Source organism: Actinophytocola sp. NPDC049390 (assembly GCF_044466355.1).
In the GTDB taxonomy this organism is placed as follows: domain Bacteria; phylum Actinomycetota; class Actinomycetes; order Mycobacteriales; family Pseudonocardiaceae; genus Actinophytocola.
This window is the reverse complement of sequence record NZ_JBITMQ010000010.1, coordinates 1-21,516: the sequence shown is the minus strand read 5'-3', so window position 1 is coordinate 21,516 and position 21,516 is coordinate 1. Positions and strand designations below refer to the sequence as shown.

Here is a 21,516-nt window from a genome sequence, read left to right as displayed (position 1 = left end):
TGACTGAATCGATCTTGGACAACGCCGGTGCGGCTCGCCGAGCATGGGTCGAGTGAACGACAGGAAGATCGCGCTGGTGACCGGCGCCAACAAGGGAATCGGCTTCGCCGTCGCGCACGGGCTCGGCGCGCTCGGCAACACCGTCGCGGTGGGGGCGCGTGACGACGCCCGGCGCGACGAGGCCGTCGAGCGCCTGCGCGCGTCGGGCGCCGACGCGTTCGGGGTCGCTCTCGACGTCACCTCCGACGAGAGCGTCGCCGCCGCGGCGGCGACCATCGCGCGGACGGCGGGACGGCTCGACGTGCTCGTCAACAACGCGGGCATCGCGGGCCGGACCGACGGTGGCGCGCAGGACCCGACGACGCTCGACCTCGACGTGCTCCGCACCGTCCTCGACACCAACGTGTTCGGGGTGGTCCGGGTGACGAACGCGATGCTCCCGCTGCTGCGCCGCGCGGACGCGCCGCGTGTCGTCAACGTGTCGAGCAACATGGGCTCGCTGACGCTGCGGACCGGCCCGGTCATGGCGGCGTACGCGCCGTCGAAGTCGATGCTCAACAGCATCACGGCCCAGTACGCTCGCCGTCTCGCCGACACGCACGTCATCGTGAACGCCTGCTGCCCCGGCTATGTCGCGACCGACTTCACCGGCTTCGCCGCGCCGCGGACCCCCGAGCAGGGCGCCGCGATCGCGATCCGGCTCGCCACCCTGCCCGACGACGGGCCGCGCGGCGGCTTCTTCGACGACGAGGGCGTCGTCCCCTGGTGACCCCGGTCAGGCGCTGAAGCTGCCGACCGCGCTGACGTGTGTGCCGTAGCCGGACGCCACCTGCGCCATCGGCTCCAGCGGGATCAGGCACAGCGGGTCGCCGTAGATGGTGATCGGGCCGTCGGTCTCGTTGAAGATGATGTGGGTGCCGAGGGGCAGCTGGGTGCACCCCGAGGGGTCCTCCCAGACGGCCAGCGGCGTGAAGTCGTGGGTGTAGGCGATGACCGCGCCCGTCGCGGCCGCCGCGGGCGTGGCGAGACCGGCCGCGAGCACGGCGGCGGACGCGACGGTGAACAGTGCCTTGCGTGTGCTGAACATGGTTTCTCCTCGGGGCGATCGTGCCGACGCGATGAGCACAGTGGACGATTGTCGCCGACGACATCGCGGTGATTCCATTCTTACCCCGGAATTCGATCCGTCGAATTCGCGCGCGACCTGCGTATGTCATCCGTTGGTAACCACTCGAACCAGTGGCGCGTCACCGCCCGTGTTTGCCGGGGTGTAGTGACGCTGCGCAGCGATATGCCTGGCGGTCACCCGTATTCGACGGCATACGTGGCCGGGTGGCGCGGACGTCGGTGGCGGCACGTGGCGGAAATTGCCGACCGGAGTAAGAAATCGGCTCGCCGGATCCCTGGTCAGGTGACTCGGCTTTCCGCTGAGCGCGCGTCCCGGGTGGCGCTGGTAATTTCGGAGCCGGTTTACCGGAATTACGAAAGCAGGTGGTGGGGATGCGCCGGAGAATCGGGGCGCTTGTCGTGACGGTCGTGAGCTGTGTGGGGTTGGCCGGAGGAGCGACCGCGAACGCGGAAACGCGCGCGGCCAACGGCACGGTCCTGGTGTTCGAACACGAGCTCGCGCCGACGACGCGGTACGAGAACCCGTCCGGGTGCGTGAAACTGCCGGCCGCCGCGCACCTGCTGGCCAACCGGACCGACTCGGAGGTCAGGATCTACGCCGACCCGTTCTGCCTGACGCCCAGCTTGACCGTGCTCCCGGGCCACGGCACGCACGTACCGCCCGCCACGGGCAGCTTCTCGGTGTGAACCGGCCGGACACGCGGTTCGACGTGGTCGTCGTCGGCACCGGTCATGCCGGTCTGCCGCTCGCCAGGCGGGCGAGCGAGGCAGGCCTCTCGGTCGCCGGCCTGGACGTCCGCCAGAGCGTCGTCGACGGGCTGGCCGCGGGCCGTTCGCACGTGTCGGACGTGCCGGACCGCGACGTGGAACTGATGCTGGCCAACGGCTTCACGCCCACCACCGACCCCGAGGTGATCGCTCGCGCCGACGTCGTCGTCATCTGCGTGCCCACCGGGCTGGACGCCGGTGGACGGCCGGATCTCGGGTCGGTGCGGGAGGCGACCGCGACGGTCGCGGCGCACCTGCGGATCGGCGCGCTGGTCGTGCTCGAGTCCACGACCTCCCCCGGCACCACCGACGAGGTGGTGCGGCCGCTGATCGAGCGGGCGACCGGCTGGACGGCGGGGGAGGAGTTCCACCTCGCCTACTCGCCGGAGCGGGTCGATCCGGGCAACCGGCGGTTCGGCGTCCGGAACACCCCGAAGATCGTCAGCGGCCACACCCCGTTGTGCGCCAAGCACTGCGCCGCGTTCTACGGCCGGTTCGTCGACTCGGTGGTGGTCGCGCGCGGCACACGGGAGGCGGAGCTGGCGAAGCTGCTCGAGAACTCCTACCGGTACGTCAACATCGCGTTGGTCAACGAGGTGGCGACGTTCTGCCACCGGCTCGGCGTCGACGTGTGGGACGTGCTGCACTGCGCGGGGACCAAACCGTTCGGCTTCGCGCCGTTCACCCCGGGCCCAGGCGTCGGCGGGCACTGCATCCCGGTGGACACGCGGTACCTCGCCGCCACGGCCGAGTCGGCCGGGTTCTCGTTCGGGGTGCTCGACGCCGCGCACGCGGTGAACGCGGGCATGCCCGCGTACGTTGCGCGGCGGGCGGCGGCGCTGCTGGCCGAGCACGCAGTGCCGGTGCGTGGCGCGCGGGTCCTGCTGCTCGGGGTGACCTACAAACAGGACGTGCCCGACACGCGGGAGTCGCCGGCCGCCGCCGTGGCCGAGCGGTTGGCGGACCACGGCATGCTGGTCGGCTACCACGATCCGTACCGCGTTGACCTTCCCGGGTTCCCGCGCGCGACGGGGGAACCGTGGCCCGCGGTCGCGGCCGCCGACCTGACGATTTTGTTGCAGGAACACCGTGCGTACGACCTCGGCAGGCTCGCGCGCACGGCCAGGCTCTTGTTCGACACGCGGGGGAAATCCTTCGGCGAACGTGTGCACAGGTTGTGATCGTGCCCGCGAAGCCATTCCCGGTGAATGAATGAAATTGTTCCGCTGATGAATAAGGAGAAACCGTCATGACGACCGCTGTGAAGAACGACCGGCTCCGCCAGCGTTTTCGTAAGTGGGACGTGAACGGGAACGGGGTGATCGAGCGCGGCGACTACGAAGCCGAGGCCACGCGCATTCTCCAGGCGTTCGGCGAACCGCCCAGTTCGTCGAAGGGCCGCGCTTTGCTGGACGCCTACCTCGGCATGTTCGACCAGATGTCCCGCAAGGTCGGCAGCAAGGAGATCTCGGAAGACCAGTTCGTGGACTACGTCGAGAACCAGATGTTCGGGCAGGGCGACGCGGGCTTCAACCGGGTGCTGCGCCCGACGATCACCGCGATCGTCAACATCTGCGACACCGACGGCGACGGTGAGGTGAGCCCGACGGAGTTCGGTCGGTGGCTCAAGGCCGTCGGCGTGCCGGACAGCCAGGCCAGGTCGGCGTTCCAGCAGCTCGACAAGGACCAGAGCGGCCACCTGAGCGTCGAGGAGCTGATCAACGCGGTACGGGACTTCCACGCGGGCAAGCTCGACATCGGGTTGCTCGGCGGTCGCTGACCCGGCACGGCGAGAGGCGCGCCCGGCGACGCGGCCGGGCGCGCCTTGTCGCGTCACAGTGGACGTGGCTGGAACCGCACCGGCAGCTCCGGGCGAAGCCGCAGGTCCGCACCCGTGCGCGGGTGTTCGCTGTGCACGAGGATGTTGTAGTGGTTGGGGAAGTGGCACGCGTCGAACCCGAGCACAGTGCCGACCCTGGTGTCACCGAGCCACAGCTCGTCACCGCGGTCGACCACGCCCGCGGTGCCGATCTCGACGAACCCGAGGAAGCCGACGCGGTCGATCCGCGTGCCCTCCTCGGTGCCGGTGTGGTCGGTGGTGACCAGTTCGTGCAGCTCACCCTGGCGCACGCACCGGCTCGCGTACGGCTCGAGGCGCATCCCCCGGTCGTCGCGGCGGTGGACCAGCACCTTCACGAGCACCCCCGACACCGCGCGCTTGGCGCCGTCCTCACGCATCGGCCGCCACCGCCAGCCGGTACGTCTCGTCCACGAGGGACAGTGCGGCCAGCCCGCCGGAGGTGTCGTGCTCGCCGCGGGCCACGACCCGTGCGAACTCGTCGACGATCCGGTGGTACTCGTGCCACAGCGAGCCCTTGAACCTCGGGTGCCCGGCCAGCATGTCGGCCCGCAGCACGGCGCCGTCGGTCAGGCGCACCTCGACGTCCTTGACCTCGCCCGAGTACGACCAGTCCAGCTCGACGTGCGCGGTGGCGCCGTCGACGGACCGCAGCACGACATGCGCCCGGCGGTCGACGCCCGCCCTGTCCCGGGTGATCTTCGCGTCGGTGACCCGGACGGGACCCGCCAGCAGCCGCACGAGATCGAACGCGTTGGGCCCGTTGTCGGCGACGCAGCCCCCGCCGCAGCGGGTGGCGTCCAGGTACCAGGCGTCGTCGCCCGCGTGGTCCTCGATCCGTTCCAGGTAGCGCACGCGGACGGACTCGATCGGGGCCCGCCGGGCGAGCCGGTGCGCCAGGTCACGCACGTTGTCGTTGTACCGGCGGTGGAACGCGGTGAACAGCGGCAGTTCGCGTTCCGCGGCCAGCGCCACCAGCCGTGTGCCCTGTTCGAGCGTGAGCGCGAGCGGTTTCTCCACACACACCGGCAGCCCGGCGGCCAGCGCGTCGTGGCACACCGCGAAGTGCGCGTCGTTGGGCACCGCCACCACGACCGCGTCGAGCGCGGTGCCCGCCAGCATCGCTCGGTGGGTGCGGTAGCAGGCGACGTTGCCGCGGTACGCGGACAGCCGCGCCTCGCTCTGGTCGCACACCGACGCCAGCCGCACCGATGGCACGCCCTGTATCGCGGAGAGGTAGAACCGGGAGATCACGCCGAGCCCGACGACCCCGAGTCGCAGCGGCCGCGTCATGCTGTCACCAGGGCCGCCGGTGCCGGGAGGTCCGCGGCGGCGGCGACCGCGCACAGCTCGGCGAACAGCTCGTCGGGCAGCGGCACCCCGGCGCGGAGGTGCTCGCGCGCGGTCTCCGCCTCCGGCAGGCCCGGGTAGCGCACGGGCCGTGCCGGGTCGAGCGGTGGACAGCCGAGCAGGGTGGTGAACAACTCGTCGGCGTCGGCGGCGAACGTGCCCGCCGGGCGCAGGAGGTCCGGTGCGACGGCCATGACGAACACCCCGATGTCGTCGTCCCGGCCGCCGGCACCGGCGCTCGGCCCGAACCCCGCGCCGGACAGCAGCGCGGACAGCACCTCCACGACGATCGCGAGGCCGAAACCCTTGTGGGCGCCCGTCTCGGGGGTGCCGCCGAGCCAGCGCAGGTGCGCCGCGCCCCGGTCGAACGCGGCCGGGTCGGTGACGGGCGCGCCGTGGTCGTCGGCCAGCCAGCCCTCGGGAACGCGGGTGCCGGCGCGGGCCGCGGCGCGGACCCGGCCGGTCGGCACGACGGTCGTGCTCATGTCCAGCACGAACGGCGGCGCCGAGGCGACCGGGACCGCGACGCTGAGCGGGTTCGTGCCGAGCATCGGCCGCGCACCACCGGGTGGGCGGGCGATGCGCTGGTGGCCGCAGTTGCTCATGACCACCCCCACCATCCCGTGCCGGACGGCGCGGGCGGCGTGGTGCCCCGCACAGCCGATGTGGGTGGCGCCGCGCACGCTCACCAGGCCGACGCCGAGGTCCGCGGCGCGGTCGACCGCGAGGTCCATGGCGGCGCCCGCCGCCCACAGCCCGAGCGCCCGGTGTGCGTCCACGACCGCGCACGCGCCGACCTCGCGCACCACCTCGAGGTCGGCGGCGGGGTCCACTCTGGACTCCGCGAACAGCGGGAGGTACAGGCGGGTCAGGTTGACCAGCCCGTGGGAGGTGGTGCCGGTGAGGTCGCCGTGGCACAGCGCCTCGGCCGCCGCGGCGGCCCTGGCGGGCGGGAGCCCGCGGTGGGTGAACACCGCGGTGGTGAACGTGAGCAGGTCGCGGTGTGCGACGCGGATCATGGTTGTCCTTTCGCGGCGAAGGTGTGCAGCGTGGTGGTGACGGCCGCGGCGAACCGTTCGAGGTCGGCGAGGTCGGCGTACTCACCGCACGCGTGCGCGTTGTTGTCGGAAAGCGAGCCGGGGCCCAACACCACGGTGGCGGTGCCGGGCCGGTCGTGGAGCCAGATCGCGTCGCACGTGAACGCGGGTTCGTCGGCGGGCCAGCGGGCGATGCCCGCCTCGGCGAACAGGTCGGTGCACCACGGCGGGCACCCGGTGAGCGTCGGCAGGCCGCGCTTGTGCCACTCCAACGTGGTGATCTTCGTGGCGTCGGTCGCGGTGCGGGCGAACTCGCGGACCCCGCCGAACCGCGCGGTGAACGCGGCGAGCCCCTCGTCGAGGGCCGCCCGCAGTGCCCGCTCCCGCCGTGCGCCGGACTCCGGTGTGGCGTAACCGATGTTGAGCAGCAGCCTGCCCGTGCCGTACACGCGGTTGTGCATCCGGCCGGTGTGCAGGCCCGCCACGCACACGCCCTCCCCGGCCAGCGCGTACCCGAGGTGCTGGGCGAGGAAGCCCAGCAGGACGGTGGCGTTGTGGCCGGTCTCCGGGCGGTCGTCGATCGCGCCGTCGCCGTCGACCCGGACGCACGCGGTCATCGCGGCGGTGGCGCGGGGCAGGTACCGCAGGCCCGTCGGCTCGCAGAAGACGTTGAGCCGGCCGTACCAGCCCGCCGCCACCAGCGGACGGGTGCCGATCGTGCCCATCGCCCCGCCCTCCTCACCGGAGACGGCCTGCACCAGGACGGCGACGTCCCGGCCGATCGCCGGGTGCGCGGCCGCGGCGGCGCGGACACCGGCCAGCACCGCGACCGCCGGTCCCTTCGCGTCGATCGCGCCGCGACCGGTGAACCGGGTGCCGTCGAAGGTGACCGGCTCGTGGCCGGAGACCGTGTCGAGGTGCACGTTGAACATCACGGTGGCCGACACGGGCAGCGCGGGGCCGAGGCGGAGAACGAGGCTGGGTTGCGCGTCGAGGAACCCGGGTGTGGCCGCGGCGCTGCGGACGGCCAGCGGCACGTCGTCGCAGGCGAGCGCGGCGGCGGTCACCGGGGCGTGGTGCACGGTGGTCATGCCGAACGCCGAGGCGGCCCGCGCGTACTCGTGCTGCGCCTCCCACAACCGGACGGGTGCGTCGTGGCCGGCTTCGAGCGGTCCGGCGGTGGGGAGCGCCAGCAGGCGCAGCAACAGGTCCCGGTCGGTGTCGAGCAGCGTGGTCACCGCGACACGGCCACCAGGGTCTCGTGCACGAGCCGCCGGAGCGCGGTACCGGCCTCGACGAACCGTGCGGCGGCGTCGGGCGTGTACGTCATGCCCTCGTGCGGTAGCACGCCGAGGTGCGGTTCGAGCGAGAACGCGCCGCGGTACCCGTTGTCCAGCAGCAGGCGCAGGCAGTCGGCGACCCGCGCCCAGCCCTGGCCGGGCAGCGTGTACCTGGGTCCGGCGACCGCGTCCTTGACGTGCACGTGTGCGACGTGGTCGACGAGCGCGGACAGCATGTCGTGGGCCGCGTAGCCGTGGGCGACGCCGTTGCCGGTGTCGAACAGCACGCCGAGCGCCGGGCTGTCGACCGCGGCGAGGAGGTCGAGCGTCCGTCGCGCCGACTCCCCGGCCCAGCCCGCGCAGTTCTCGTGCAGCAACACGAGCCCGGCCTGTTCCGCCCGGTCGGCGAGGACCCGCAGCCGCGCCACCACCCGTGCTCGCCAGTCGCGTTCGGACAGTCCGCCGCCGGGGTAGGACATGACGCGGACGTACCGGCAGCCGAGCACGGCGCAGCGCCGGGCGAGGACGGCCAGCTCGTCGAGGTCGAGCTCGAACGGCCCGGTCACCGGCCGCGCCCAGTTGCCGATCCGCGAGTCGACGCACACGACCCGTGTGTCGGACCACTCGAGCGCGTCGACCACGTCGGCGAACGCGTGATCGTCCAGATCGGACAGTGCGACACCGTCGACGGTTCGCAGCTCGATCGCGTCGAGTCCCGCGCGGGCGACGGCGGCGAGCTGCCCCGCCAGGTCCGGCGCCGCCTCGTCCCCGACGCCCGCGAGGATGACCGGCTCAGCCGGCATCGCGTTGTCTCCCTTCGGTAGCGCCGCACAGCTCCTTGGCCGTGGTGAGCAGGCGGACCACGTGCACCGCCACGTCGAGGTCGTCCGCGCCGGGATCGCCGGGCCGCTCGAAGCGGCGGTAGGCGTCGAGCAGGAACGCGCCGAGCGCGTCGTCCCGGAAGGCGGTGTGCCGTCGCTCGTTCCCGGTCCTGACCACCAGCTGCGCCATGTCGTCTTCGGCGCTGACGGGGTAGTGGCCGGTGACCGTGCCGTGCGTGAAGCGCATCGTGATCCGCCGGGCCCGCACCGGTGCGGTGAGGTCGGAGGTGAACCGGCTGTGCACGCCGCTCGCGTGTGCCAGCCGCAGGCTCGCCCGGCCCAGCCAGGGCACCCGCAGGTCGCCGAGCCGCAGGTCCGTGCAGCTCGCGGCGGTGACCTCGGCAGGGCCCGCGAGGCGGAGCGCGACCCCGATCGCGTGTGGCAGCTCGACGTCGAACGCGGTCGGATGACCCCGCGTGTTCGTCGACCGGTGGAACCGGGGTTTGTGCTGCGCCACCGAGATCGTGCGCAGCTCGCCGAGCGTGCCCGCGCGGGTCAGCCGGACGAGCGCGCGGGTCAGCTCGCTGGCGAGCCACGGCGCGACCACGAGCATCCGCGACCGGTGCCGCAGCAGCTCGGGCAGCTCCTCGTCACCGGCGGCGAGTGGCTTCTCCACGAGGACGTCGCGGAAACCGTGCGCGGCGAGCTCGGCGAGCACGGGCACCCGCGTGGTCGGCGGCGTGCATACGTGCACCACGGTGTCGCCGGTGTCGAGCAGGCGCGCGGCGTGCGCGACGGAACGGGCGGCCACCAGGCCCGGCACGTCCGGCACACCGGCCGGGTCGACGCCGACGACCGGCGAGCCGCCGCACCGCAGCCGCAGCAGCGCGGGCAGGTGCAGCCCGGCTCCGGACCTGCCGAGACCGATGATGAGCGACCGCATGCGCCTCCGATTCGCCCGCACAGGAGGAATTCCCCGCCCCGACATTTCCCGCCCGGGTGCGGCGTGTCAAGTTCACGGTCGGCGGCGTTGCCGAATTGGGTGAACATCGCGGAATCGCGACCGGACCGGTCGAGAAGACGGTGGTTCGCGCTTATGGTCGGGGGGCTGCCGAGTTCGCGGGAGGTGTGCGTTGGCAGTGCCGTTCTTTTCCCAATCGACCAGCTTCGCCGATCTCTGGCCCGACATCGAACGCCGCGTCGACGACATCATTCGGCGCGGAAAATACTCGCACGGCAATGCGGTCGCCGAGTTGGAGTCCGCGCTCGCCGCCTACACCGGCGCCCGGCACGTGGTCGGCGTCAACAGCGGCACCGACGCGCTGGTGATCGCACTGCGCGCCACGGGGCTGCGGCCCGGTGACGAGGTGGTCGTCCCGGCGTTCAGTTTCATCGCGTCGGCGTCGTCGGTCGTGCTGGCCGGTGGCACGCCGGTCTTCGCCGACGTCGAGCCGGACAGTTACGGCATCGCCCCGGGTGCCGTCGCCGACGCGGTCACCCCCGCGACCACGCACGTCCTGCCGGTGCACCTGTTCTCGCAGCTCGCGGACCTGTCCGGGGTGCTGGCCGTAGCCGCCGAGCACGACCTGACCGTCGTCGAGGACAGCGCGGAGGCGATCGGCATGCGCTGGGACGGGACCCACGCCGGGCTGCTCGGCCGGGCCGGGGTGCTGTCGTTCTTCCCGACCAAGACGCTCGGCGCGATCGGCGACGCGGGTGCCGTGCTGACCGACGATCCCCAGGTCGGCCAGACAGCCGCCGCCCTGCGCCACCACGGCCGGTTCGGCCGCACACTGGACAACTTCCCCGGCATTTCCCACGCCACCGAGGTGGCCGGGATGAACAGCAAGATGGACGATATCCAGGCCGCGGTTCTGCTCGCCAAGCTCGCCCGGCTGGACGTGGACATCAAGAAACGTGCTCTGCTGGCGGAGGCGTATTCCACGCGACTCGCCGATATTCCGGGTGTACTTCGGCTACCGACCGTGGTGTCGCGGTCGGTGCCTACTTCGGACGTGTGGTACGTGTACGTGATCGAGGTATCCCGCCGTGACGAATTGGCACGGTATCTGGCGGCGCGTGATATCGGAACGGAAACCTATTATCCGGTGCCGCTGCACCTGCAGCCGTGTTTCGCGGACCTGGGGTACCGGCCGGGTTCGTGCCCGGTCGCGGAGCGGGCGTGCGGGCACACCCTCGCACTGCCGCTCTACCCGGACCTCGACCTCGACGGTGTCGACGAGGTGTGCGACGCCATCGCCCGGTTCTACACGGGACGGCACGCATGATGGTGCTGCCGTTCTTCCCGCCCGACCTGTTCGACGGCGAGCGGGACGTGCTGCTAGACCTCATTCGCGAGGTCGGCCTCGACCCCGCACAACGGTTCGTGCTCGGCGAACGCACCGCCCGCTTCGAGGAGGCGCTCGCCGCGTCGCTGGGTGACGGGTCGGTGCACGTCGTGGCGTGCGGGAGCGGCACGTCCGCGCTCGGCATGGTGCTGCACGCCATCGACGTCACGCCCGGGGCCGAGGTCGTGGTGCCCGCGTTCGGGTGCGCGCCGCTCGCCGCGACCGTGGTCAACCTCGGCGCCACCCCGGTGTTCGCCGACATCGACCCGCACACGATGGTCGTCGACCCGGACGACGTCGAGCGCTCGATCACCGGCCGGACGCACGCGGTCGTCGCCGCGCACATGTTCTCCGTCATGGCCGACATGCCCCGCCTCCGCGCGCTCGCGCACACCACCGGGGTGCGGCTCGTGGAGGACTCCGCGGTGGCCCAGGGCGGCGTGCTCGACGGCGTGCCCGCCGGGCTGTGGGGAGAGGCCGGGGTGTTCTCCTTCGTCCAGGTGAAGACGTTCGGCATGCCGGGGGAGGGCGGGGTGGTCGTCACCAGGGACGCCGACCTCGCCGCGACCGCGCGCATGCTGCGCAACCACGGCCAGGACGGCCGCCACCGCTTCGTGCACCACCGCGTGGGTTACAACAGCCGGTTCGACGAACTGCAGGCGGCGTTCCAGTTGCACCGGCTGCGCACGTTCCCCGAACGGCTCGCCCGCCGCGCGCGGATCGCCGCGTACTACACCGAACGCTTCGCCCCGCTCACCGACCGCGGCGTCCGGCCGCCACCGGCCCGCCGCGACGGACGTTGCCACTACGTCTACTCGCTGCTGGCCGAACGCCGCGACGACCTGCGGGCACACCTCGCAGAACACGGGATCGGCGCGCACGTCTACTACCCGGCGCCGCTGCCGCGCCAGCCCGCGTTCGCCCCCTACGCACCACCCGGCCGCACCTGGCCGCACGCCGAGCACGCCAGTGCGCACACGCTCGCCATCCCGGTCTACCCGCACCTGACCGACGCCGAGGTCGAACACATCGCCGACGCCGTCGTCGGCTTCACCCGCTGAGCCAAAGGAGTCCCGTGCACCCGCTACGACAGCGCACCGAACCGCCGACCATCGCGGAGATCGAGGAGGAGTGGCGCAGGCGGGCCCGCCGCACCGGCCTCGGGCCCGTGATGCGCGCCTCCCAGCCCGCCGAGCTGGCACCCGCGGTCACCGCGGCCACCCGCGGGCAGGTCGCCGGCCACCTCGACCGGCTGTCGGTCCTGCTCGGCAGGCCGTTGCGATCGGCTCTGGAGATCGGGTGCGGCATCGGCAGGCTCACCCCGACCATCGCCGCGACCGCCGAACGGGTGCTGGCCGTGGACATGACCGAGGAGATGCTCGCGCGTGCGCGGGTCGCGTGCGCCGGGCTCGGCAACGTCGAGTTCCAGCGCCGCACCGCCCAGCGGCTGGCGATCCCCGAGTCCAGAGTGGACGTCGCGGTGTGCGTGTGGGTGCTCATGCACGTCCTCGACGACGCCGAGTTCGCCGCCGCCTGCCGTGGCATCGCCCGTTCCGCCGCGCACCTGGTCCTCGTCGAGTACACCGACGCCGCCGTCCCGGTCGGCCGCTACTCGCGGCTGCGTTCGCTGGCCGACTATCTCGACGCGCTGCCCGGCGCGCGGCTGGTCGAACGCGGCGAACTGTGTTACGGCGGCGACGTGTCGTTCTCCGCGTTGATCGCGCTGGACCAGCCGTGACCACGGCGGTGCGCGGCCAGGCGCGGCAGGCGGGCACCTGGCAGGCCTACGCACGTCTGGCCAAACTGGACGTCTTCGACTACTACCTCAGTGCCCTGCTGGTGTGGACCATGCTGGCGCCCTCGGCACGGCTGGACGAGCGGAACCTCGGCGTCCTTGCCCTGTTCCTCGCCGGTGAGGTGCTGCTGATGGCGTGCCTCGTCGCGCTGGACGACCGCACCGGGTACCGCGACGGCAGCGACCTGCGCAACTACGGGCCGGACGCGCCCGCACGCCGGTTGCGCCGCAAGCCGCTGCTCGCCGGAACCCTGACCGAGCCGCAGGTCGTGCGGTTCGCGGTGCTGACCTTCCTCGCGGGCACTCTGCTGTGGACGGTCGCGGTGACGGCCGCCGCCGACCCGCCGACGTGGGCGCTGGTGGTCACCGCGGTGACGCTCGTGCTGTACCCGCAGTACTCCTGGGGGCTGGCGCTGAGCTACCGCGGCTGCCAGGAGCTGTACATCGCGGCGCTCGGCTGGGCGCTCGTGCTCGCGCCGTACGGGCTCGTCGCCGGTGACGCGTCCGGGTACGTGCTCGTCCAGGCGCTGATCTTCGGGCTGGGGCCGCTGCTGTTCGGGGTGTACTCCAACACCAACGACATCGCCGGGGACCGTTCGGTCGGGCGGCCGACCGTGGCCGCGCTGGTGTCGCGGCGCGGCAACGCGGTGTTCGTCGCCGCCGTGTCGGTCGCCGAGACCGCGCTGGTCCTGTGCGCGCCGTTCGTCGGCGGTCCGTGGTGGTTCCCGCTGGCCCTGCTGCCGACGATCCTGTTGCGTGCCAACCAGTACCGGCTCGGTTTCGGTCGCCACGAGATCCTGCGTGCCCGCAGGCTCGGCATCGTCATCCACCGCGTCACCGTGCTCACGCTCGTCGTCGTGAACCTGGTGGGAGGCGCCTGATGTCACCGGATCTCGACGTCGTGGTGGTGGGGGCGGGCCCGGCCGGGCTGTCGCTCGCCCACCGCCTGGCAGGCACCGGTCTCGCCGTGCGGGTGCTGGAGGCGAACGACCACGTCGGCGGCCGCATGGCGTGCTTCCGCCACGACGGGTACACAGTGGACACGGGCGCGGAGCAGGTGCCGACGTACGGCTACGAGCACACGTGGCGGTTGCTGCGCGAGCTGGACGTGCCGCTCGCCGACGTGCCGACGGTGCGCGGGATGCTCGCGGTCTGGCGGGACGGGCGGGCCCACCCGGGGCTCGCGCACCCGCTGGGGCTCCTCACCGGCGCGGGCCTGTCCGTGCGCGGCCGTCTCGACCTGCTGCGGCTGCAGGCCCGGATCGCACGGCGTGCCCGGGCGTTCGACCCGGACCGCCCGGAGGACACGCCGCTCGGCATGGGCACCGTCGCCGACCTCGCCGCCCACCACCACCCCGACGTCGGCGACTTCCTGCTGGAGCCGGTCGTGTCGGGTTTCTTCGGGTGGGACCCGGCACGCTCTGCGGCGGCGCCGTTCGTCAGCCTGATGCGGGCCGCGGGCCCCGCGTCGACCTGGCGCACCTACGCCGACGGCATGGACACCCTCGCCCGCCGCCTCGCCGAACGCGTCGACGTGCGCACGGGCGTCCCGGTCGACGAGGTGGTCGCAGGCACCGACAGCGCGCTCGTGCACACGGGGGAGGGCACGCTGACCGCCCGCGCCGCCGTGCTGTGCGTGCCCGCGCCCGTGGCCGCCCGCCTGTACGCGAACGCACCGGCCGACGAGCGGGAGTTCCTGTCCGCCAGCACGTTCACCCCGATGCTCAAGGTGAGCTGCCTGCTCGACCGGCCGCTGTCGCCACCGTCGGCCCGCCCCGTCTACGCGCTGCTGGTGCCCGCACGCGAACGAGGCCGGGACGGCGTGCTGTCCGGGATCATCGTCGACCACGTGAAGAACCCGGCGCGGGTGCCGCCCGGCCGGGGACTGCTCACGCTGCTGGCCGCGCCGTCCGCGATGCCGGACCTGCTGACCGCCCCCGACGACGAGGTGGTCCGCGCCATGACCGCCGACGCCGAGCCGTTCGTGCCCGGGCTGGCCGCGGCCACGGTCGCGAACTTCGTGCACCGCTTCCCCCACGGCCTGCCGGAGGCGACACCGGCGGCGCTGCGGTCGCGGCGCGGGTTCCTCGCCCGCGCGTCCAGGCCGGTGGACTACGCGGGCGACTGGATCATGGCGCGCCCCAGCAGCGAGGGCGCCATCCGGGCCGCCGCGACGACCGCCGCCCGCGTCACCCACCTGTGTGCCACCCGGAAGGAACCGGTATGAAACCGACCGACGTCGGGCTGCTGTTCGACCAGTGCGCCGAGATCGGGACACGCACCACCGTCCACCTCGACCGCCCGTTCGACATCGCACCGGACGGTGGCGTCCACTACGACGTCCCGCGCCTCGCCGGGCTGGTCGCCGAGGCCGCGGGCTGGCTCACCGCCGCCGGTGCCCGGCCGGGTGACCGGGTGGCCATCGTCAAGGACAACCACTGGGACTGCGTTCTCCTCGCCTGCGCGGCCGTGCGGATCGGGGCGCTGCCCGCGCTGGTCGCCGCCACCCTGCCCGCGGCGACACTGCAGACCATGCTCAAGCGGCTGGACCCGGCGGTGCTCGTGACGTGCGCCCGGGTGCTGCGTGCCGGGCAGGACGCGGGCGCCGACCTGGCCGGTGCGGCCCGCCGCACGGTCAGCCTCGACGAACCGGTGGCGGGTGCCGTGGCCGTCTGCGACCTCCGTGGGCACGACGCACCGCCCGCGCACCGCCGCGGCGTGGACGACCCGCTCGTGGTCACCCACACGTCCGGCACCACCGGCGTGCCCAAGCTGGTGGTCCACTCCACCGAGACCATCGTCAACCGGCTCGCCCGGTTCGAGGCCGTGCGCTGGCCGCTGCTCGCCACCCGCCGCGACGACACCGTCGTCAACGCCGCGTCGTTCGTGCACGGGCGCACGTTCTGCTGGACGGCGAGCGTGCTGTGCCTCGCGCCGCGTGAGATCGGTGTCGTGACCGACTTCGCCCCGCACCGGGCGGCGCCGTTCCTGCACGCCCACCCGCCGACGCTGCTGGAGGCCGTGCCGGCCGTGTTCGTCCGCTGGCAGCCGCTGACCTCGTCGGAGGGCAACCCGTTCCGCGACGTCCGGCTGTTCATGAGCACCTACGACGCCGTGCACCCGCCTGCCGTGCGGGCGTTCCTCGACGCGTCGGCACGGCGGTTCCCGCTGTGGCTGCAGGGTTGGGGGCAGACCGAGACGGGCCCGCTCACGTTCCGGTTCCTCACCCGCCGGTCGGTCGCGCGGGCGGGGGAGCGGCATCCGACCACCCGCGACCTCGGGCGTCCCGTCCCCGGTCGCACCGGGCTGCGGGTGGTCGACCCGGACACGCTCGTTCCCGTGCCACGCGGCGAAACCGGCCTGCTCCTGGCCCGCACGAGCGCACGCTGCCCCGGGTACGTCGGCGAGCAGGACCGGTGGGCCGCCAAGGACCGGGACGGCTGGTGGAACACCGGCGACGTCGGGTCCATCGACCGGACGGGCCGGGTGCGGCTGCTCGACCGCGAGGTCGACGTCGTGCCCGGACTGTCCTGTGTGGAGGTCGAGGACGTGCTGGAGGACCGGCTGCCCGACGTCGTGGAGTGCGTCGTGCTCGGCTCGGTCGGCAGACCGCCGCTGCCGGTGCTGGTCACCGCGAGCGGCACACTCGACGACACGAGGTGGCGGGCGGCCGTCACCGACCTGCCGCCGCTGGCCGACCCGGTGCTGATGGCGTGGGACGACGTGCCCCGCACCGCCACCGGCAAGGTCCGCAGGCTCGCGCTGCACGACCGGCTGCTCGGCGGCACCGACATCCACGGCACGGGGCGCTGGACGTGAGCACCACCGCCGAGTACGTCTTCGGCACGGCGGGCGACGCGGTCCGGACCCAGCAACGCCTCCTCGCGGACGCCTACGACGAGGTGACCCGCACCCGCCTGATCCGCACCGGCGTCGGCGCGGGCTGGCACTGTCTCGACGTGGGCACCGGTGGCGGCACCGTTGCCGCGTGGCTCGCGGACCGGGTCGGGCCGGCCGGGTCCGTCCTCGCGACCGACCTGACCCGGCCCGCCGCCGCCCGCGGCGTGACCCCGCTGCCGCACGACATCACCCGGGACCCCTTGCCGGACAACGCTTTCGACCTCATCGTCGCGCGCCTGGTGCTCCGGCACCTCCCGGCGCGCGACGACGTGCTCGGCCGGCTGGTGCGTGCGCTCAAACCCGGCGGCCTGCTGCAGATCGACGAGTTCGACACCGGCTGCCAGCCGTGCCTGGTGGCGCCGTCCGCGAGCGGACGGCTGCTGTACCAACGGTTCCTGCGCGCACGGGACGCCGTCATGGCGGCCGCCGGGGTGGAGGGCACCTACGGCCGGCGGGTGGCCGAGGCCATGTCGGCCGCGGGGCTGGTGGCGGTCGACGCGGTCCCGGTCGTGACGCTGTGGCGGCCGGGAGCTCCCGGGCTCGCGCTGCTCGCGCACACGACCCACCAGCTGCGGGCCGAGCTGTTGGCGGCGGGCATGACCGCCCGCGACCTGACCAGGGTCCGCGCGCTGTTGGCACACCCGGACTTCCGCGCGTCGTCGAGCGTCCTCTACTCCGTGCAGGGGCGGCGTCCGTGACCGCCACGCTCGACGCCGCGGTGGACTGTGCGGTGAGCTGGGCAGGGCCGGTCGACCTCCCCTTGCACGACGAGCTGGACGTGCAGGCCGCGTGCGGGATCATGCACGTCAACGGCCGTCGACGCGGCACACCGGCGCCGCTCGCGTTCGACTACGCGTCACTCACCGCCGGGTTGCTCGCCGTGCAGGGCGGGCTCGCCGCACGGCTGGGCCGGATGCGCGGTGTGCCGATCGGCCGGGTGTCCACCTCGGTCGCGCAGGCCGCGCTGCTGTCCGTGTCGCAGTACGTCGCGGCCGCTACAACAGAGGACGGCGACGTATTCGGTGGGCCCGGCGGGCCGCCGTTCACGTCGGCGGACGGCGTCCGGTTCGAGATCGAGACACTCCACGCCGAGCCGTGGCAACGGTTCTGGTCCCGCCTCGGAGCGCCGGACACGGCCGTGCGGCGGGGTTGGCGGCCGTTCCAGCACCGGTTCGCCACGGCGACGTGCCCGCTGCCGGTCGACCTGCACGAGGCGACCCGCCGGTGGGGGTTCGGCGACCTGGTCGCCCACGCCGAGGCCGCGGATGTCAGCGTCATGGCGGTGAGCGCGACGTGGGCGACGCCGGTCCCGCCGCCGTGGCACGTCACACCGCTGGCCGCGCCCGCCGCCCAGCCCGGCCTGGGTAGCGGTGCCGGGGCGCCGCTGGACGGGCTGGTGGTCGTCGAGTCGTGCCGGCGGGTGCAGGGACCGCTCGCCGGGCACCTGTTGCGGTTGCTGGGCGCGACCGTGATCCGGGTCGAACCGCCGGACGGCGACCCACTGCGGTGGGTACCGCCGACGTCGCGGGGCTGCTCGGCCCGGTTCCTCGCGCTCAACCGGGGCAAGCGGGTCGTCGAGGCGGACATCACCAGCGTGCGCGGCCGGGAGTCGGTGTGTGAGCTGGTGGCCGCCGCGGACGTGTTCCTGCACAACTGGGCGCCGGGCAAGGCGGAGGCGCTGGCGCTGGCCGCCGACGACCTGGCGCGGGTGCGGCCGGGGCTCGTGTACGCGCAGGCGTCCGGCTGGGGCGACCGGCTCGGCCCACGGCCACCGGTCGGCACCGACTACGTCGTCCAGGCCTACAGCGGGATGGCGGCCCGCGGGCCGTCGCTGATGACGCTGACGGACGTGCTCGGCGGTGTCGTGTCGGCGACGGGTGTGCTCGCCGGCCTGACCGCGCGGGCCAGGACGGGGTGCGGGCAGCGGGTCGACTCGTCGCTGCTGTCGGCCGCCATGACCGGCAGGCACGCGCGACCGGTGGCCCGGGTGGCGCCCGCGGTCGACGTGTGCACCGACCTCGCCGCGCTCGCCCGCGACCCCCGGTTCGCCCGTGCGGTGGAGTGGGACGGGTGCTGTTTCGTCCGTGCGCCATGGGAGTTCACATGATCTGGGTGTCCCGCGACGGCGTGGTGCTGCGTGACCTCGTGCCCACCCGGCTGCGCCGCCGGTGGGTGGCCGAAGGGCACTGCCCGGACCGCGACATCCACTCGCTGTTCACCGACCGCGTGCGCGCCCACCCCGAGCGGGTCGCGGTGATCGACGACGACGGCTCGCTCACCTACGCCGCGCTGGACGCCTCGGTGCGCCGGGCCGCCGCCGGGCTCGCCGGGCTCGGCCTCGGACACCGGGACATCATCGGCATCCAGCTGCCCAACGGGCGGGACGCGGTGATCGCGGAGCTGGCCGTGGCGGCGCTCGGCGCGGTCGCCCTGCCGTACCCGGTGGGCCGTGGCCCGCGGGACGCCCGCGCCCTGCTCGGCCGGTCGCGGGCGCGGGTCGTGATCACCGCGACGCCGCCCGGGCTCCCTGACGTCGTCGTGTGCCGGTCGCCCTCGGCGCTGGCGGGTGACCCGGCGTGGCGGCCCGCGCCCGTCGACCCGGAGGCCCCGGCCCGGATCCTGGTGTCGTCCGGGTCGGAGACGGAACCGAAGATGGTGGCCTACTCGCACAACGCGATGGCCGGTGGCCGAGGGAACTACGTGCGTGCCGTGCACCGCGGCGCGGACATGCGGGACCTCGTGCTGGTGCCGCTCGCGTCGGCGTTCGGTTCGTTCGGCACACCGGTCACGCTCGCCCGGTTCGGTGGCACCCTGCTGCTGGCCGCCGAATTCGACCCGGCCGCCGCGCTGCGCATGATCGCCGACCACCGGCCGACGCACGTGTTCGGTGTGCCGACCATGTTGCGCCGCATGACCGAGCACCCGTCCACAGTGGACGTGAGTGGCCTGGCGGCGGTCGTCGCGAGCGGCGCGGACCTGCCCCCGGCGACGGCGACGGCGTGCCGCGAGCGATTCCGGTGCCCGGTGGTGAACGTGTACGGCTCCTCGGACGGGGTGAACTGCCACACCCGGGACACGGCCGGGGGAGTGGGCAGGCCGGACCCGGCGGTGACCGAGATCCGTGTCGCGGACGGCGAGATCCTGGCACGCGGCCCGATGACCCCGCTGTGCTACGTGAACGCACCGGAACTCGACGAGCGGTACCGGCTGATCGGCGGCTGGGTGCGCACCGGCGACCGCGGCAGGCTCGACGAGCGGCACCGGCTGCACGTGACGGGCAGGCTGCGCCGGATCGCCGTCCGCGGCGGCCACAACATCAGCCTCGCCGAGGTCGAACAGCACGTGAGCGCCCACCCCGCGGTCGTGGACAGCGCGTGCCTGGCCGCGCCGGACCCGGACCTCGGGGAACGGGTGTGCGCGTTCGTGGTGCCACGCCCCGGCGCCGGCCTGACCGCGGCCGGCCTGCTGACGTTCCTCGCCGGCGCGGGCCTCGACCGCCACAAACACCCGGAACACGTCCTGTTCCTCGACGCGCTGCCGCTCGGCCCGACGGGCAAGGTCTGTCACCGCTCGCTGCTCGACGTGCTGGGCGGTGTGCCAGGAGCCGGATGGTAGATCCCGGTCGGCTCATCGAAGGGGAAGTCACGGGGAACCGCCTATGGCGGCTTCAGTCCACCGCCGACGGCGTGCCGAACCAGCGGGCGAGGTGGTCGTCCAGGTCCTGCTGGTCGTCGCCGATCCAGCCGACGTGGCCGTCGGGACGCAGCAGGACGCACGGAACCTCCAGTGCCGCGGTGGGATCCGCGAGGTGGTCGACCCGATCCGACCAGCCGCCGACGGTCAGCCCTCCGGTGCGGTCCAGCAGCAGCCCGCGGCCCCGGCGCAGCCGGTCGTACAGGCGGCCCTGCGCCAGGTCGATGTCGCGCAGGCGGCGGCCGAGCAGGTCGGGGCCCGCGCCGAGGTCGTACCGGATGCCGATCGCGGTGATCTTCTCGATCAGGTGCCGGTTCACATCGTCGAAGTCCATCAGTTCGGTGAGCAGCGCGCGCATGGCCCGCGCGCCCGGTTCGGTGGACAGCAGCGCGGTCTGGGCGCGCGTGTTGTCCAGCACGTCCTCGGCGACCGGGCGGCGTTCGGCCTGGTAGGTGTCCAGCAGGGTGTCCGGCGCCCAGCCGCGCAGCCGCGCGGCCAGTTTCCAGCCGAGGTTGAACGCGTCCTGGACGCCCAGGTTGAGACCCTGTCCGCCGATGGGCGGATGGATGTGTGCCGCGTCGCCCGCCAGCAGCACCCGGCCGACCCGATAGCGGTCGGCCAGCAGGGTGGCGTCCCCGAAGCGGGACAACCAGCGTGGGGAGTGCACGCCGAAGTCGGTGCCGGCGATGGCACGCAGCTGCCGTGCGAAGTCCTCCAGAGTGGGTGGTTCCGCGTGGTCGCGCACACCCGCGGTGGGCACCACCACGCTGTAGATCCCTCCGCCGAAGGGCCGGATCGAGAACCGGTGGTGGGTCTCGCGGACCTCGGCGATGGCGGCGGCGATCTCCTCCAGCGGCGCACCCACCTCCATCTCGCCCATCAGCGTCTCGGCCCGCGAGGGTTCGCCTGCGAAGCCGACGCCGAGCCGTTTGCGCACCGTGCCGCGCGCGCCGTCACAGCCCACGAGGTAGCGCGAACGCAGCCGTTCGCCGTCGGCCAGCACGACGGTCACACCCTCGTCGTCCTGCTCGACGTCGGCCACCGTGCGACCGTGCCGGACCTCCGCACCCAGGTGGGTGGCGTGTTCTTCGAGCAGGCGGACGATGACCGGCTGCGGGATGCCCAGCAGGTAGGCGTGCGCGGAGTCCAGGTTCGTGGGCGCGGGTTTGGCGATGGCGGCGAAGAACCCGGCTGCCGGGCGGCGCCTGCCGTGTTCGTGCAGGCGATCCAGCAGTCCGCGCATCGCCATCAGTTCGAGGGTGCGGATGTGCAGCCCGACGATCCGCACGAACGACACGGGCTCGGTGTCCTTCTCCAGTACGAGTACCCGCACGTCGTGCAGCCGCAGCTCGGCGGCCAGCATCGCGCCGGTCGGCCCGCACCCGGCGATGATCACGTCGTACGACGGCTCGGCGGCGGAACGCGGAGAGTTCATGGGTGTTGCCTAATCAGTTCTGAGAGTGAGCCGTCCGGCACACTCTTGGTCGGTAGCCGCCCGGTTGGTGAGCACTCGGTGTTCCTGGACGTTGAGTCCTGAC

At 73.2% G+C, this 21,516-nt stretch carries 21 protein-coding genes; 13 read left to right on the top strand and 8 right to left on the bottom strand.

Translation table 11 applies throughout. From position 1 onward, the window contains the following. Window positions 1–43 precede the first annotated feature (43 nt). A complete protein-coding gene (locus ACIBVP_RS26295; protein ID WP_396109000.1) occupies window positions 44–769 on the top strand; it encodes an SDR family oxidoreductase in 726 nt (241 codons plus the stop codon). A 6-nt stretch (window positions 770–775) separates the two neighbouring features. Here the strand turns inward: ACIBVP_RS26295 and ACIBVP_RS26290 are convergent, their stop codons facing one another. Then, window positions 776–1,087, bottom strand: a complete 312-nt coding sequence (locus tag ACIBVP_RS26290) for a hypothetical protein (RefSeq protein ID WP_396108999.1) — start codon at window positions 1,085–1,087, stop codon at window positions 776–778. Between the two features lie 413 nt (window positions 1,088–1,500). Here ACIBVP_RS26290 and ACIBVP_RS26285 point away from each other — a divergent pair, with 413 nt between their 5' ends. The 3 genes from ACIBVP_RS26285 (at window position 1,501) to ACIBVP_RS26275 (ending at window position 3,676) form a co-directional block, all read left to right on the top strand. Beyond that, the gene (locus ACIBVP_RS26285) at window positions 1,501–1,815 is read left to right on the top strand and encodes a hypothetical protein (protein ID WP_396108998.1); all 315 of its coding nucleotides are present in this window, start codon (window positions 1,501–1,503) and stop codon (window positions 1,813–1,815) included. Further along, window positions 1,812–3,077 carry a nucleotide sugar dehydrogenase gene (locus tag ACIBVP_RS26280; RefSeq protein ID WP_396108997.1) on the top strand — a complete coding sequence of 422 codons (1,266 nt, stop codon included), beginning with the start codon at window positions 1,812–1,814 and terminating at the stop codon, window positions 3,075–3,077. The genes ACIBVP_RS26285 and ACIBVP_RS26280 overlap by 4 nt, the downstream gene beginning before the upstream one ends. Before the next feature lie 68 nt (window positions 3,078–3,145). Beyond that, window positions 3,146–3,676 (top strand): EF-hand domain-containing protein, encoded by a 531-nt coding sequence (locus tag ACIBVP_RS26275; RefSeq protein WP_396108996.1) that lies wholly within the window; start codon window positions 3,146–3,148, stop codon window positions 3,674–3,676. A gap of 53 nt (window positions 3,677–3,729) precedes the next feature. Here the strand turns inward: ACIBVP_RS26275 and ACIBVP_RS26270 are convergent, their stop codons facing one another. The 6 genes from ACIBVP_RS26270 to ACIBVP_RS26245 are packed head-to-tail and all read right to left on the bottom strand — an operon-like array spanning window position 3,730 to window position 9,185. Further along, complete coding sequence (locus tag ACIBVP_RS26270; protein WP_396108995.1) at window positions 3,730–4,134, bottom strand: DUF6917 domain-containing protein; 405 nt, start codon at window positions 4,132–4,134, stop codon at window positions 3,730–3,732. After that, the gene (locus tag ACIBVP_RS26265) at window positions 4,127–5,047 is read right to left on the bottom strand and encodes a Gfo/Idh/MocA family protein (protein ID WP_396108994.1); all 921 of its coding nucleotides are present in this window, start codon (window positions 5,045–5,047) and stop codon (window positions 4,127–4,129) included. The genes ACIBVP_RS26270 and ACIBVP_RS26265 overlap by 8 nt, the downstream gene beginning before the upstream one ends. Next, the gene (locus tag ACIBVP_RS26260; RefSeq protein ID WP_396108993.1) at window positions 5,044–6,123 is read right to left on the bottom strand and encodes an Ldh family oxidoreductase; all 1,080 of its coding nucleotides are present in this window, start codon (window positions 6,121–6,123) and stop codon (window positions 5,044–5,046) included. The genes ACIBVP_RS26265 and ACIBVP_RS26260 overlap by 4 nt, the downstream gene beginning before the upstream one ends. Beyond that, entirely contained in the window at window positions 6,120–7,370 is a 1,251-nt protein-coding gene (locus ACIBVP_RS26255) for a M20/M25/M40 family metallo-hydrolase (protein ID WP_396109306.1), read from the bottom strand. Before ACIBVP_RS26255 ends, ACIBVP_RS26260 begins: the two co-directional genes overlap by 4 nt. 5 nt (window positions 7,371–7,375) lie before the next feature. Further along, a complete protein-coding gene (locus ACIBVP_RS26250) occupies window positions 7,376–8,224 on the bottom strand; it encodes a sugar phosphate isomerase/epimerase family protein (RefSeq protein ID WP_396108992.1) in 849 nt (282 codons plus the stop codon). After that, entirely contained in the window at window positions 8,214–9,185 is a 972-nt protein-coding gene (locus tag ACIBVP_RS26245; RefSeq protein ID WP_396108991.1) for a Gfo/Idh/MocA family protein, read from the bottom strand. Before ACIBVP_RS26245 ends, ACIBVP_RS26250 begins: the two co-directional genes overlap by 11 nt. 196 nt (window positions 9,186–9,381) lie before the next feature. Here ACIBVP_RS26245 and ACIBVP_RS26240 point away from each other — a divergent pair, with 196 nt between their 5' ends. From ACIBVP_RS26240 to ACIBVP_RS26200, 9 genes are read left to right on the top strand one after another with little or no spacing between them, the layout of a single operon-like run. Continuing rightward, the gene (locus ACIBVP_RS26240; protein ID WP_396108990.1) at window positions 9,382–10,530 is read left to right on the top strand and encodes a DegT/DnrJ/EryC1/StrS family aminotransferase; all 1,149 of its coding nucleotides are present in this window, start codon (window positions 9,382–9,384) and stop codon (window positions 10,528–10,530) included. Next, window positions 10,527–11,651, top strand: coding sequence for a DegT/DnrJ/EryC1/StrS family aminotransferase (locus tag ACIBVP_RS26235; RefSeq protein ID WP_396108989.1), 1,125 nt, complete (start codon window positions 10,527–10,529; stop codon window positions 11,649–11,651). The genes ACIBVP_RS26240 and ACIBVP_RS26235 overlap by 4 nt, the downstream gene beginning before the upstream one ends. Window positions 11,652–11,665: 14 nt before the next feature. Then, complete coding sequence (locus ACIBVP_RS26230; protein ID WP_396108988.1) at window positions 11,666–12,328, top strand: class I SAM-dependent methyltransferase; 663 nt, start codon at window positions 11,666–11,668, stop codon at window positions 12,326–12,328. Then, window positions 12,325–13,266 (top strand): UbiA family prenyltransferase, encoded by a 942-nt coding sequence (locus tag ACIBVP_RS26225; RefSeq protein WP_396108987.1) that lies wholly within the window; start codon window positions 12,325–12,327, stop codon window positions 13,264–13,266. The genes ACIBVP_RS26230 and ACIBVP_RS26225 overlap by 4 nt, the downstream gene beginning before the upstream one ends. Then, window positions 13,266–14,612: a protoporphyrinogen/coproporphyrinogen oxidase gene (locus ACIBVP_RS26220; RefSeq protein ID WP_396108986.1), complete on the top strand. Its 1,347-nt coding sequence runs from the start codon at window positions 13,266–13,268 to the stop codon at window positions 14,610–14,612. The genes ACIBVP_RS26225 and ACIBVP_RS26220 overlap by 1 nt, the downstream gene beginning before the upstream one ends. Next, on the top strand, window positions 14,609–16,204 hold the full coding sequence (locus tag ACIBVP_RS26215) for a class I adenylate-forming enzyme family protein (protein WP_396108985.1): 1,596 nt from the start codon (window positions 14,609–14,611) through the stop codon (window positions 16,202–16,204). Before ACIBVP_RS26220 ends, ACIBVP_RS26215 begins: the two co-directional genes overlap by 4 nt. Next, complete coding sequence (locus ACIBVP_RS26210; RefSeq protein WP_396108984.1) at window positions 16,201–16,983, top strand: class I SAM-dependent methyltransferase; 783 nt, start codon at window positions 16,201–16,203, stop codon at window positions 16,981–16,983. The genes ACIBVP_RS26215 and ACIBVP_RS26210 overlap by 4 nt, the downstream gene beginning before the upstream one ends. After that, the gene (locus tag ACIBVP_RS26205) at window positions 16,980–18,392 is read left to right on the top strand and encodes a CoA transferase (protein WP_396108983.1); all 1,413 of its coding nucleotides are present in this window, start codon (window positions 16,980–16,982) and stop codon (window positions 18,390–18,392) included. Before ACIBVP_RS26210 ends, ACIBVP_RS26205 begins: the two co-directional genes overlap by 4 nt. Beyond that, window positions 18,389–19,900: a class I adenylate-forming enzyme family protein gene (locus ACIBVP_RS26200; RefSeq protein WP_396108982.1), complete on the top strand. Its 1,512-nt coding sequence runs from the start codon at window positions 18,389–18,391 to the stop codon at window positions 19,898–19,900. Before ACIBVP_RS26205 ends, ACIBVP_RS26200 begins: the two co-directional genes overlap by 4 nt. Before the next feature lie 52 nt (window positions 19,901–19,952). On the opposite strand, the gene ACIBVP_RS26195 is transcribed toward ACIBVP_RS26200, so the two are convergent. Beyond that, window positions 19,953–21,413, bottom strand: a complete 1,461-nt coding sequence (locus ACIBVP_RS26195; protein ID WP_396108981.1) for an FAD-dependent monooxygenase — start codon at window positions 21,411–21,413, stop codon at window positions 19,953–19,955. Window positions 21,414–21,516: the final 103 nt, after the last annotated feature.